This window comes from Magnetococcales bacterium, from assembly GCA_015231175.1.
Lineage (GTDB): Bacteria > Pseudomonadota > Magnetococcia > Magnetococcales > DC0425bin3 > HA3dbin3.
In genome coordinates this window covers 58,446-71,555 of the sequence record JADGBZ010000004.1, presented here as the reverse complement: position 1 = coordinate 71,555, position 13,110 = coordinate 58,446, and the positions used below count along the sequence as shown (strand labels likewise).

Annotated in this window: 9 protein-coding genes; 1 reads left to right on the top strand and 8 read right to left on the bottom strand. The window is 57.5% G+C overall.

Annotated elements, in window-relative coordinates:
* Nucleotides 1–176: 176 nt before the first annotated feature.
* The 7 genes from HQL63_01680 to gltA form a co-directional block, all read right to left on the bottom strand.
* On the bottom strand, nucleotides 177–1,715 hold the full coding sequence (locus HQL63_01680; protein ID MBF0175548.1) for a 2-isopropylmalate synthase: 1,539 nt from the start codon (nucleotides 1,713–1,715) through the stop codon (nucleotides 177–179).
* A 347-nt stretch (nucleotides 1,716–2,062) separates the two neighbouring features.
* A complete protein-coding gene (pssA, locus tag HQL63_01675; GenBank protein ID MBF0175547.1) occupies nucleotides 2,063–2,866 on the bottom strand; it encodes a CDP-diacylglycerol--serine O-phosphatidyltransferase in 804 nt (267 codons plus the stop codon).
* Nucleotides 2,853–3,632, bottom strand: a complete 780-nt coding sequence (locus HQL63_01670) for a phosphatidylserine decarboxylase family protein (protein ID MBF0175546.1) — start codon at nucleotides 3,630–3,632, stop codon at nucleotides 2,853–2,855. The genes pssA and HQL63_01670 overlap by 14 nt, the downstream gene beginning before the upstream one ends.
* A 236-nt stretch (nucleotides 3,633–3,868) precedes the next feature.
* Complete coding sequence (gene ilvC, locus HQL63_01665; GenBank protein MBF0175545.1) at nucleotides 3,869–4,888, bottom strand: ketol-acid reductoisomerase; 1,020 nt, start codon at nucleotides 4,886–4,888, stop codon at nucleotides 3,869–3,871.
* A 53-nt stretch (nucleotides 4,889–4,941) separates the two neighbouring features.
* Entirely contained in the window at nucleotides 4,942–5,427 is a 486-nt protein-coding gene (gene ilvN / locus HQL63_01660) for an acetolactate synthase small subunit (GenBank protein MBF0175544.1), read from the bottom strand.
* 11 nt (nucleotides 5,428–5,438) lie between these two features.
* Complete coding sequence (gene ilvB / locus HQL63_01655) at nucleotides 5,439–7,139, bottom strand: biosynthetic-type acetolactate synthase large subunit (protein MBF0175543.1); 1,701 nt, start codon at nucleotides 7,137–7,139, stop codon at nucleotides 5,439–5,441.
* Between the two features lie 422 nt (nucleotides 7,140–7,561).
* Nucleotides 7,562–8,860 (bottom strand): citrate (Si)-synthase, encoded by a 1,299-nt coding sequence (gene gltA, locus HQL63_01650; GenBank protein ID MBF0175542.1) that lies wholly within the window; start codon nucleotides 8,858–8,860, stop codon nucleotides 7,562–7,564.
* A gap of 160 nt (nucleotides 8,861–9,020) precedes the next feature.
* On the opposite strand from gltA, the gene HQL63_01645 reads away from it, so the two are divergent.
* A complete protein-coding gene (locus HQL63_01645; GenBank protein MBF0175541.1) occupies nucleotides 9,021–10,514 on the top strand; it encodes a dynamin family protein in 1,494 nt (497 codons plus the stop codon).
* 281 nt (nucleotides 10,515–10,795) lie between these two features.
* On the opposite strand, the gene HQL63_01640 is transcribed toward HQL63_01645, so the two are convergent.
* Complete coding sequence (locus HQL63_01640; protein MBF0175540.1) at nucleotides 10,796–13,033, bottom strand: NADP-dependent isocitrate dehydrogenase; 2,238 nt, start codon at nucleotides 13,031–13,033, stop codon at nucleotides 10,796–10,798.
* Between the last annotated feature and the right edge of the window lie 77 nt (nucleotides 13,034–13,110).

Here is a 13,110-nt window from a genome sequence, read left to right as displayed (position 1 = left end):
GTCCAGGGCAGCGCCCTGGTGGGGTTCGGGGCGAAGCCCTGACAAAGGCTTTCATGCCCAGGCTTTTCTTGAAAGAGTGCGGAATAGTCAAGAAAAGTGAACACTTCAAATCATGTCGGTTGGTCCACTAGAAATCAAGGATCAAATCAGCAAACAGGGGGCGCGGATCAGTACCGTCAAACCCCTCGGCGAATCTCGCCACGCCTGGTGGCCAGTTTGTTCAGGGCGTTGACGTAGGCCTTGGCCGAAGCGATGATGACATCATAATCGGTCCCCTGGCCATTAACCCGCGCATCGTCCAACGTGAGGCGCACGGTCACCTCGGCCTGCGCATCCATGCCGCCGGTCACGGCCTGCACCTGATAGAGGGACAACACCGTATCCCGGGCCATGGGGACAGCCTGTCCGACCGCCTTGAACACCGCCTCCACCGAGCCATCGCCCCAACTGGAGCCATGACAGGTCTCGCCGCCAATCTCCAGCTCCACCACCGCCACGGGCGTGTCACGGGTACCTGAGGTCACATGCAGACGAATCAGACGAAAATGGTCGGAAACCCGCACCACCTCATCTTCCACCAGGGCCTGGATGTCCTCATCGTATAAATCCTGCTTTTTATCCGCCAGACTTTTGAAACGCTGAAACGTCAGGGCCAGCTGGTCGTCGGTCAAATCGTAACCCAGGCCAAGCAGTTTGTCGCGAAAGGCGTGACGACCCGAATGCTTTCCCAGGACCAGTTGGTTGGTGGTAAGCCCGACCGAGGCCGGGGTCATGATCTCATAGGTCGAGGCATTCTTGAGGACGCCATCCTGATGGATACCGGATTCATGCGCAAAAGCGTTGGCTCCCACGATCGCCTTGTTGGGTTGCACCGGAAACCCCGTGATCGTGGAGACCAGGCGGGAGGAGCGCATGATCTCCGTGGTCTCGACCCCCACATCAAAGGGGAGTATGTCGCGGCGGGTACGCAGCGACATGACAAACTCTTCCAGGGAGGCATTGCCGGCCCGCTCGCCCAAACCGTTGATGGTACACTCGACCTGTCTGGCCCCGTTGATGACCGCCGACAGGGAGTTGGCCACGGCCAATCCCAGATCGTTGTGGCAATGGACCGAAATGACGGCCTGGTGAATATTGGGCACCCGCTCCATAAGGGTGCGAATCCGGGTGCCAAATTCGTGCGGCAGGGTATAACCCACCGTATCCGGTATGTTGACTGTGGTGGCCCCGGCGGCAATCACCGCTTCCACGATCCGGCAGAGAAAATCCATCTCGGCCCGTCCGGAGTCCTCCGCCGACCACTCCACGTTGGAGGTATATTTTCGTGCATGCCGCACCGCCGCCACGGCAGCCTCCACCACCGCGTCCGGCTGCATGCGCAACTTATGTTCCATATGGATGGGGCTGGTGGCAATGAAAGTATGAATCCGTGGGTTGGCCGCACCCTGGAGACTCTCCCAGGCCCGATCGATATCCTCCATGCGTGCGCGCGCCAAGCCGGCCACACTGCACTCCCGAATGCCCTTGGCCACAGCCTGGACGCTCTCAAAGTCGCCCTGGGAGGCGATGGGAAACCCGGCCTCGATCACATCGACGCGCAATTTTTCAAGTTGGCGGGCAATGCGCAACTTCTCTTCCACATTCATGGAAGCGCCGGGAGATTGCTCGCCATCGCGCAGGGTGGTGTCAAAAATGATGATCCGTTCGTTGGCCATGGTCCTGATTCCGTAAAAGTGTCTGTCCGGCACCCACACAAAAAACGATTGAAAAACCGGGATGGAGGTCCAGGAGGAAGGGCTGTGCCCTTTCTCCTGGTGGGGTTCGGAGCGAAGCCCTGACAAAAGCGTAACTATTCACCACCCAACCACGAATCGGGGTCCAGGGGGCTGGCTCCCTGGCAGGTCCAGGACAGAGTCCTGGCGGGGTTCGGGGCAAAGCCCTGACAAAGGCTTTTATATCCAGGCTTTTTTTGAAAGGGTGCTGAATAGTTACACAAAAGCCTTCATATCCAGGTATTTCTTGAAAGGGTGCTGAATGGTTACAAAAGCAATGCACCCTCGCCTCAGACCGACAAATCTTCCACCTCATCTCCAGGAGTCTCTTTGCCTTCGGCCAGCAGTTGGCGATACTCCTTGTGACTCTGAAAAACCGAACCCAAATAAATGAAACCGACAACGAACAGGGTGATGGGCATATCGATGGTCAGGATCGCCATGAACAACACGGTCACTACCAGGGCAAAAAAGGGACGCTCCCGATGCCAGGTGATATCCTTGAAACTGCGAAAACGGATGGTGCTGACCATGAGAAAGGCCAAAAAGTAGGTCGTCGCCAACGGCCACCAGTGCCACAGGAAACGTTCGGCGGTACCACCCTGCCAGGGTTGCAGACCCACATCCAAAAAAAACAAAATGGTGGCCACCAGAATGCCCGCCGCAGCCGGGACCGGCAATCCCTGGAAATAGCGGCGCGACAACCGCTCGTCCTGCACATAGTGCTGAACGTTGAAACGCGCCAGGCGCAACGCGCCACACACCATGAAAAGAAAAGCCCCAGCCATGCCAAGCCGACTGAAAGGGGCCAAAGCCCACTGGTAAACCAGAATACCCGGGGCAATACCAAACGAGAGAAAATCGGCCAGGCTGTCATACTCCTTGCCAAAGGCGGAGACTCCCCCCGTGGCCCGGGCCACCCGACCATCCAAAATGTCAAAAATACCCGCCACCAAAATGGCCATGGCACTGCGCTCGATCTTGCCGTCCAGGGCCGCCATGATGGCATAGAACCCAAAAAACAGCCCCCCTGTGGTCAGGAGGTTGGGCAGAATATAGACACGCCGACTGGGACGCAGCTCAGACGTTGGCACGGGAGGACTCCACCTGCGCAACGATGGTCTCACCTGCCCGGGTTCGATCACCGATGTTCAAGGAAACCTGGGCAGTGCGTGGCAGGTAAAGATCGACCCGCGAGCCGAAACGGATCAAACCAAACCGCTCGCCACGCAACCACTGGCTCCCCTCTCCGGCCCGGCAGACAATGCGCCGCGCCACCAATCCCGCCACCTGGACCACGACAACCGGTCCTGCATCTGTCACCAGCAAAAGCTCCATGCGTTCATTCTCCAACGAGGCCTTGTCCAAGGCGGCGTTGAGAAAACGTCCCGGATGATAGACCTGACGTTGGATCCGTCCGGCTGCCGGCATGCGGTTGACGTGCACACTGAACACATTCATGAAAATGGAGACCTTGCGGGCCGGTTGGCCGGACAAGGGCGCAGCAGCCACCTCCTCCACAGCAACGACCCGGCCATCTGCCGGTGCTATCAACAAACCGGCTTCCTGCGGCGTGGCACGCTCCGGATCCCGAAAAAACCAGACGCACCAAAGAGTCAAAAGGACCGGGGGGATATCCCCCACCACACTGGGGCAAAACGCCGCAATCAACGCGGTCCCGCCGGCAAAAGCAGCGATAAAGGGCCAACCCTCCCGAGCTATGGGAATACGCACCGTCTCCTCCGACCTCCTGTCATACCGAAGCTCACCCCGGCGCACCGGATGCGGCCCGGTCACTCCCCTGCCAAACCAATACAAACTGTAACGATTCAGCACCTTTTGCAAGAAAAACCCGGGCATGAAAGCCCTGGACATAAAAGCCTTTGTCGGGGCTTCGCCCCGAACCCCACCAGGAGGAAGGGCACAGCCCTTCCTCCTGGACCTCCATCCCAGTCCTTCAAACGTTCTGGAGATGAAAGCCTTTGTCGGGGCTTCGCCCCGAACCCCACCAGGAGGAAGGGCGCAGCCCCTCCTCCTGGACCTCCATCCCAGTTTTTCAAACCATGCAACCGCCCAGTCTTCTGCTGATTGTGAACTCAGTTCCGGGTTTTGTCCACCAGCTTGCCTTTTTGGATCCAGGGCATCATGGCGCGCAGCTTGCGCCCCAACTCCTCAACCGGATGTTCCTGACCTAGACGGCGCAACGCCTGAAATTTGGCGCGGCCACCCGCCTGATTTTCCGCAATCCACTCCCGGGCAAACTCCCCGGTCTGGATTTCACGCAAAATCTTTTTCATCTCCTGGCGGGTCTGGTCGGTGATTACCCGGGGGCCCCGGGTCAGGTCGCCATACTCGGCGGTGTTGGAGATGGAGTAGCGCATGTTGGAGATGCCACCCTCGTAGATGAGATCCACGATCAGCTTGGTTTCGTGGAGACACTCGAAGTAGGCCATCTCCGGGGCGTAACCTGCCTCGACCAGGGTCTCGAAACCGGCCTGGATAAGCGCTGAAATCCCTCCGCACAACACAGCCTGTTCACCAAACAGGTCGGTCTCGGTCTCCTCGCGAAACGAAGTTTCGATGATCCCGGCCCGACCACCCCCGATGGCCGTGGCGTAGGCCAGGGCGGTCTCCAAAGCACGACCGGAGCTGTTTTGATGGATCGCCACCAGGGCAGGCACCCCACCCCCTTTGACATACTCCGAGCGGACCAGGTGACCCGGGCCTTTGGGCGCCGCCAGGATGACATCCACGCCGGCTGGCGGATCGATCTGACCAAAATGGATGTTGAAGCCATGGGCAAAAGCCAGCGTGGCGCCATTTTTCAGGTGCAAAGCGACATCTTCCCGATAAAGCCGGGCCTGATGCTCATCGGGCACCAGGATCATGACCAGATCGGCCCCCGCAACAGCCTGGGCCACTTCAGCCACTTCCAACCCGGCATTTTGCGCCTTTGACCAGGAAGCAGACCCGGCACGCAACCCGACCACTACATTCACACCAGAATCCTTGAGATTTTGGGCATGGGCATGTCCCTGTGAGCCGTACCCCAGGATGGCCACCCGCCGGGATTTGATCAAACCCAAATCCGCGTCGCGATCATAATAGACTTTCATGGAAAATATTCTCCTTGATGACAACGATTTTGTGGGACGGGTCAACTCTCCCGTCAAGTCTTTTTCTCACCCCGGGACATGGCCACCTTGCCGGTGCGCACCATCTCCACGACGCCGAGAGGGGACAACATGGCCAGACAGGCATCGAGCTTGTCGCTGCCGCCGGTCACCTCGATGATGAAGGAGACCTGGGTGGCATCCACGACCCGGGAACGGAAAATGTCGGCGATACGCATGATTTCGGCCCGCATCTCCCGCTCGGCGGAGACCTTGATCAGCATGAGTTCCCGCTCCACATGAGGACCATCGGTCAAATCCACCACGCGAATCACCGGGATCAGTTTGTTCAACTGTTTGGTGATCTGTTCAGTGATCTGGCTGTCGCCATGGCTCACCATGGTGATGCGGGAGCTGCTGCCATCGCCGACCGGGGCCACCGAGAGGCTTTCAATGTTGAAACCACGGGCAGAAAACAGCCCGGAAACCCGGGTCAAAACACCGGGTTCGTTGTTCACCAACACCGACAGGACATGTCTCATGGCGTCATCCTCTACAACAGAATCATTTCGTTCATGGCAGCACCGGCTGGCACCATGGGATAAACATTGCACTCCCGGTTGGTACGGAACTCCGCGATCACCATGCCGGGCGTCTCCATGGTCTGGCGCAGCACCGGCTCGATCTGATCCGGACGCTCGGCCAAAAGGCCCGTGGCGCCATACGCCTCGGCCAGTTTTTGAAAGTCAGGGGCAGCCATATCCGACAGGTCGGTCTCCGAGTAGCGACGGCCATAGAACAGCTCTTGCCACTGCCGGACCATCCCCAGGAAGCTGTTGTTGAGGATCAAAATTTTGATGGGGAGACGGTATTGTCGCGCCGTTCCCAACTCTTGAATGTTCATCTGGATGGAGCCGTCACCCGAGATGAGAAAAACCTGTTCGTCGGGTTTGGCCACTATGGCGCCCAGACTGGCAGGGAGACCATACCCCATCGTGCCCAGTCCGCCGGAGGTCAGCCAACGCCTGGGCCGCTCAAACCCATAAAACTGCGCCGCCCACATCTGGTGTTGCCCCACATCGGTCACCACAATGGCGTTGCCCTGGGTCAACTCATGCAATTTTTTGATGACCGATTGGGGTTGGATCACCCGATCATCCTGGTTGAACTTGAGGCACTCCCGCCGCCGCCACGTCTCGATCTCACCCCACCATGCGGCATAGTCCGGCTTCTGTTTGCGGAAGGTCGACTCCTTGACCAACTCGACAATTTTGCTCAAAACGTGTTTGACATCCCCGACGATGGGAATATCCACCTTGACATTCTTGGAGACCGAGGTCGGGTCGATGTCGATATGGATGATCTCGGCCTCGGGGGCAAACTCGGAGACCTTGCCGGTCACCCGGTCATCGAAACGGGCACCCACGGCAATCAGTAGATCCGACCGGGTAACCGCCATGTTGGCCTCATAGGTGCCATGCATGCCCAACATACCCAGGAACAGAGAGTCATTGGCTGGAAACCCGCCCAGGCCCATCAGGGTATTGGTGACCGGCGCCCCCAGAATCCGGGCCAGCTCCGTCAACTCTGGAGCGGCGTTGGAGAGAATGACCCCGCCCCCGGAGTAGATGACCGGACGTTGGGCCTTCTGCATCAACTTCACCGCGCGCCGGATCTGCCCGGTGTGCCCCTCGATGGTAGGCCGATAGGAGGGGATATCGACGCGCCCGTCCCGATAGACATGCTCGGTCTTCTGGGTAAGAATATCCTTGGGGATATCGATCAGGACCGGCCCGGGCCGTCCGGTACGGGCAATATAAAAGGCCTCGCGAATGATGCGGGCCAAATCCTCCACCTTTTTGACCAGATAGTTATGCTTGGTGCAGGAGCGGGTGATGCCCACCGTATCCGCTTCCTGGAAGGCATCGTTGCCAATCAGACTGGAAGAGACCTGGCCACTGAAGCAGACGATCGGAATGGAGTCCATGTTGGCCGTGGCCAAACCCGTCACCGCATTGGTGGCGCCAGGCCCGGAGGTGACCAGAACCACGCCAACCTCGCCAGTGACGCGGGCATACCCGTCGGCGGCATGCACGGCCCCCTGTTCATGCCTCACCAGGATGTGCCGCAGAAACTTGGCTTTATAGATCTCGTCATAAATGTTGAGAATGGCCCCTCCCGGGTAGCCAAAAATCGTCCGGACATTCATTTCCTGTAGGCACTGCACGAAGATTTCTGCGCCGTTCAGCTTCAACTTTCATTCTCCAACGCGATGGGTTCCTGTGTTCCCGACCCTGTGTCATCTCACAACGGATGAAGGCAACCCTGCTCCACCCTCCGATCACGCAAGTCGCGATACGATGTTCACGGCAAAGGGAAAGAGACACTATGAATTTCCGCTGGAACTGTCAACGGCAGGTCGCACAGAATCTTTGCTATGGGATAACTCTTCAGCACCCTTTCAAGAAAAGCTTGGATATGAAAGTCTTTGTCAGGGCTTCGCCCCGAACCCCACCAGAACTCTGTCCTGGACCTGCCAGGGAGCCAGCCCCCTGGACCCCGATTCGTTGCCGGGTGGTGAATAGCTACGCCATTATCTGCCTGGACGACCCACAGACCCCACCGGGGTCCGGCGGAGTGAGGGGCACTCCGCCGGTACCTGACATAGCCTCAATTTCAGCCGCGATTTTCGATGGGTACGTAGTCCCGTCTCTTCGCCCCGGTATACAACTGGCGCGGACGACCGATGGACTGTCCCTTTTCGGACATCATCTCCATCCACTGACTCATCCAACCAACGGAACGGGCCAGGGCGAACATCACCGTAAACATGCTGGTGGGAACGCCTATGGCCGACAAAATGATGCCCGAATAAAAATCGACATTCGGGTAGAGCTTCTTCTTGATGAAATAGTCATCTTCCAGAGCAATCTTTTCCAACTGGAGGGCAATCTGCAGGCGTGGATCATTTTTGCGATCCAGTTCCTGGAGAACCTCATGGGCCGCCACCCGCAAAATTTTGGCCCGTGGATCATAGTTTTTGTAGACGCGATGGCCAAACCCCATCAGGCGGAACGAATCACTGGGATCTTTCGCCCGTTTGATGTAACTGCCAATGTGATCCGGGTGGCCAATCTCCTGCAACATGCCCAGCACAGCCTCGTTGGCACCGCCGTGCGCCGGTCCCCACAGGGCGCCGATGCCCGCCGACACGGCAGCGAAAGGATTAGCCAGCGACGAGCCTGCCAAACGGACCGTGGAGGTGGAAGCGTTCTGTTCATGGTCGGCATGCAGAATCATGATCTTTTCCATCGCCCGCGCCAACACCGGAGAGACGTGGTATGTATCACATGGCACGGCAAACATCATGTGCAGAAGATTTTCCACGTATCCCAGGCTGTTCTGGGGATACATGAAAGGTTGCCCGACGGAATACTTGTGGGAAAATGCGGCGATCGTCGGCATCTTGGCAATCAGCCGGTAGGCGGCAATCTCCCGATGCCGGGGGTTCGCAATATCCAGGGAGTCGTGGTAGAACGACGATAGCGCACCCACCACCCCCACCATGATGGCCATGGGGTGCGCATCCCGCCGAAACCCCTGATAGAACTTTTGCAGTTGTTCATGAATCATGGAGTGGTGCGTCACCAGGTGCTTGAATTCGGCAAATTCGGTTGCCGTAGGCAAATGACCAAACAGCAGGAGATGGCATACCTCCAGGTAGCTGCTCTTCTCCGCCAACTGCTCGATCGGATAGCCCCGGTGCAACAAAATGCCCTGATCCCCATCGATGAAGGTGATTTCGCTCTCGCAGGAGGCTGTGGAACGAAACCCGGGGTCTAAGGTAAAAAGTCCGAATTCCTTGAAAATATTGCTAATTTCTACAACGGGCGGCCCTTCGGAACCCTCTCTGACCGGCAGCGTCACCTCCTTGCCAGTGCGGTTGTCTCGAATTGTCAGGGAATTCCTATCCATAGCGTCACTCCAATTTTTGCTCTAAAAAGAGGGTGGGGTGATTGGGGAGGTTCGGTGTTCTATCCGCGAATCTCGATCGGTTGAGTCCCCCAGGCTTTCAGGTTATACCAGAAAAGAGTCACTTCCCGCATCGTTTCCCCCCGGACTTGTGGAGACTTTCATGTCAGCAAGCAACAACACGCAGATTGACCGCAGGCTCAACAGCCTGGAAAAACACCTGAAGGAGGAGAATCCGATCCTGCTCAAGGTGGTACAGAGCTTTCGGGAACTTGATCGGGTTGCCTACCGGATGGGGATCCTCAACCCGGAGGAGTCCTTTGCCACACGGGTTCCTTGGTGGCCGCTGATTTCGATTCTCGGTACCTTCAGCGCCGGAAAATCGACCTTTATTAATCACTTTCTGGAGATGCCCCTGCAACGAACCGGCAACCAGGCGGTGGACGACAAATTCACGGTCATCTGCTACAGCAACGAGGAGAAGGTCCATACCCTGCCCGGGTTGGCCCTGGATGCCGATCCAAGGTTTCCGTTCTACCAGATCAGTCACGAGATCGAACAGGTGGTTTCCGGGGAAGGACGGCGCATCGACGCCTATCTCCAGCTCAAAACCTGCCCGACAGAGAAACTGCGTGGACGCATCGTCATCGACTCTCCCGGGTTCGATGCCGACGCCCAGCGCACTTCCACCCTGCGCATCACGGATCATATCATCAATCTTTCCGATCTTGTTATGGTTTTTTTCGATGCCCGGCATCCCGAACCCGGTGCCATGCGGGACACCCTGGATCACCTGGTGGCCAAAACCATCAATCGCCATGATTCCAACAAATTTCTGTTCGTCCTGAACCAGGTTGACTGCACCGTCCGCGAAGACAACCTTGAAGAGGTGGTCGCCGCCTGGCAACGGGCCCTGGCCCAATCTGGATTGACAGCAGGCCGCTTCTACCAAATCTACAACCTGGATTGCGCCAACCCCATCCCCGACCCCGTCCTGAAGTCCCGCTACGAAGCCAAACGCAACGAAGACATGGACGAGATCATCCAGCGTTTCAACCGGGTCGAGATCGAGCGGGCCTATAGGATCATCGGCGTGCTGGACCATACGGCAAAATTGATCGAAAACGAGACCGTTCCCCGGGTGCGGGAGATGTTGCGCAGTTGGCGCAAAAATGTCCTGGTCACCGACGCCATCCTTCTTGCCATCCTGGGCATTCTTGGTCTCTATTTTTCGACCGCCCAGGGCGCCCACACCTCCCCGGGTCTCTGGCTCGAATCCCTGCTCTCCACGGAGTGGTCCCCGCAGGCTTGGGGTCTGCACCAGGCTGGCATCCTCGCTGCGGCCCTGGTCGTTCTCGGCATCCTGGGTTCCGTCCACGTCCTGGTCCGGCGCTCCGTGGCGAAACTAACTTTGAACAACGCCCTGCGCGATATCCAAAAACCCGACATCCGTGACTTCCTGACCCGCGCCTTTCAGAGAAGCACACGGCCCTTCCGTTCCATCCTGACGTTGACACCCGCCGGGTGGGGCAGCCGAAGCGAAAAAATGATCCAGAGCGTCCTGAAGGACGCCGATCTTTACGTCCAGGATCTGAACGACCAGTTCACCAACCCATCGGGTCGGGCCGGCGAGCAGAATCCCCAGGCCCACTCCTGACCTCACCTTCCGGCACACAGGCATACCCTCTTCTTCCAGCCTGGAAGAAGAGGGTGGCGCGACAACATGAAAATAATAGTTATACAAACCGGCCAGGGAGCCAGCACCCTGGACCCGAGCGTGGCCAAGTGGTGAATCGACCGGGGCAGAGGCCCAGGAGGAAGGGGCGCACCCCTCCTCCTGTTCCATCCCTCTACTCCCTGTCAGGCGCCGAGGCGTGTCTTGCGGTCAGCAACCTGTATTGCACATGCATTCGGGCAGACAACCACCCACCTTGAAACTCAGCCGATGATGGCGTTCAAGGTTGGGCTGGGCCGTTGGGCCTTGGCCACTTTCGTCGGATCGGTGTGGTAGTAACCACCCAAATCCATGCCCTTGCCCTGCCCACTCTTCAGCTCCTCCCAGATTTTGGCCTCATTTTCCTTCAACTTCTTGGCAATGGGCGCAAAATGCTTTTTGAGATCAGCGTCGTCATTCTGGTCAGCCATCGCTTGTGCCCAGTGCATGGCAATATAGAAATGACTGCCCCGGTTGTCCACTTCGCCCACGGCCCGCCCGGGAGACATATTGTTGTCCAAGAGTTTGCCGATGGCCAAATCCAGGGCTTTGGCCAAAACCGCCGCCTTTGGATTTTTCTTGGTGTGGCTCAGATGCTCCAGGGAGGCGCCCAATGCCGAAAACTCACCCAGTGAGTCCCACCGCAGATGCCCCTCTTTCACAAACTGCTGCACATGTTTGGGTGCAGAACCACCAGCGCCGGTTTCAAAGAGCCCACCACCCTGCATGAGGGGCACGATGGAGAGCATTTTGGCGCTGGTTCCCAACTCCATGATGGGGAACAGGTCGGTCAGATAGTCGCGCAACACGTTGCCGGTAACCGAGATGGTATCCTGACCATTTTTCATGCGGGTCAAAGAGACACGGGTGGCTTCACGCGGCGACAAGATACGAATATCCAATCCGGAGGTGTCGTGATCCTTCAGATAGACTTCCGCCTTGCCGATCAACTGGGCATCGTGGGCGCGATCCTTGTCCAGCCAAAAATAGGCCGGCGTGTTGGAGAGTCTGGAGCGGGTCACCGCCAGCTTCACCCAGTCACGAATGGCAGCATCCGTGGTTTGGCACATGCGCCAGATGTCACCACTTTCGACGTTGTGTTCCATCAGGGTCTTGCCAGCCGCATCGACGATCCGGATCGTCCCATTGCCGGGAGCCTTGAAAGTGGTGTTGTGGGAACCATACTCCTCCGCCTTCTGCGCCATCAAGCCCACGTTGGGAACAGTGCCCATGGTCGCGGGATTGAAGGCCCCATGCTGCTTGCAAAAGTTGATGGTCTCGTCATAAACCCAGGAGTAACTGCTGTCCGGAATGACCGCCTTGGTGTCATGTTCCTTGCCATCCGGTCCCCACCCTTTGCCACTGTTGCGAATCATGGCCGGCATGGAGGCATCGATAATGATGTCGCTGGGCACATGCAGGTTGGTGATCCCCTTGCCAGAGTCCACCATGTACAGGGCGGGTTGTTTGGCCATGCAGGCCTGGATATCCGCTTCGATCGCTTTCCGTTTGTCTTCCGGCAGTTTGCCGATCTTGGCCATCAGATCGCCAAAACCATTATTGACATCCACGCCAAGATCTTTGATCTGGGCGGCGTGTTTCTCGAACACATCCCTGAAAAAGACCGTCACCGCATGACCAAAAATCATGGGATCGGAGACCTTCATCATGGTGGCCTTCATGTGCAGGGAGAAAAGCACCCCCTGTTTCTTGGCATCCTTGACCTGTTCATCAAGGAAGGTGCGCAAGGCGGCAATGCTCATGAATGTGCCGTCGATCACGTCACCAGCTTTTAGAGACACTTTATCCTTCAGCACCTGCACCTTGCCGCCATCGACAAACTCGATCCGTGCAGGGCCAGCCGAAGCGGCTGCAACCGTCAGCGACTTTTCGTTGGAACGAAAATCCCCGCTCTGCATGGACACGACGTGGGTTTTGGAGTCGGGAGACCAGGCGCCCATCTTGTGGGGATTTTTCTTGGCAAACTCTTTGACCGAAAGCGGCGCCCGACGGTCCGAGTTGCCCTCCCGGATGACGGGATTGACAGCACTCCCCTTGACTTTATCGTAGCGGGCCTTGGCGTCGCGCTCGGCATCCGTTTGCGGATTTTCCGGATAGTCTGGAAGATCGTAACCCTGGGCTTTCAGTTCTTTGATCGCTTCCTTGAGCTGGGGAACCGAGGCGCTGACATTGGGCAGCTTGATGACATTGGCTTCTGGAGTTTTGACAAGTTTGCCAAGCTCCGCCAAGTCGTCAGGTTGCTGTTGGGCGGCAGAGAGTTTTTCAGGAAAACTTGCGATGATGCGCCCTGCCAATGAAATATCTTTCGTTCCTATGGTGACACCAGCCGGACGAGTAAATGCTTTGATTATGGGAAGAAAAGACCCGCTTGCCAGTTCCGGAGCCTCATCAACCTTGGTATAAATGATATCCACATGCGCCTCTGTGTTCTGGTTTGACATCTTCCGTTCCTCCCGATTCAAACATGTTGCCTGGTACTCGCAGGCGCGAACCCCTCACCGACTGCATGGCACCTGGA

Coding starts and splice junctions, on each gene's coding strand:
- ilvC (MBF0175545.1), bottom strand. CDS start 4,888: ATGAAAGTCTATTATGATCGCGACGCGGATTTGGGTTTGATCAAATCC.
- ilvN (MBF0175544.1), bottom strand. CDS start 5,427: ATGAGACATGTCCTGTCGGTGTTGGTGAACAACGAACCCGGTGTTTTG.
- HQL63_01640 (MBF0175540.1), bottom strand. CDS start 13,033: ATGTCAAACCAGAACACAGAGGCGCATGTGGATATCATTTATACCAAG.
- HQL63_01670 (MBF0175546.1), bottom strand. CDS start 3,632: ATGCCCGGGTTTTTCTTGCAAAAGGTGCTGAATCGTTACAGTTTGTAT.
- HQL63_01680 (MBF0175548.1), bottom strand. CDS start 1,715: ATGGCCAACGAACGGATCATCATTTTTGACACCACCCTGCGCGATGGC.
- HQL63_01645 (MBF0175541.1), top strand. CDS start 9,021: ATGTCAGCAAGCAACAACACGCAGATTGACCGCAGGCTCAACAGCCTG.
- gltA (MBF0175542.1), bottom strand. CDS start 8,860: ATGGATAGGAATTCCCTGACAATTCGAGACAACCGCACTGGCAAGGAG.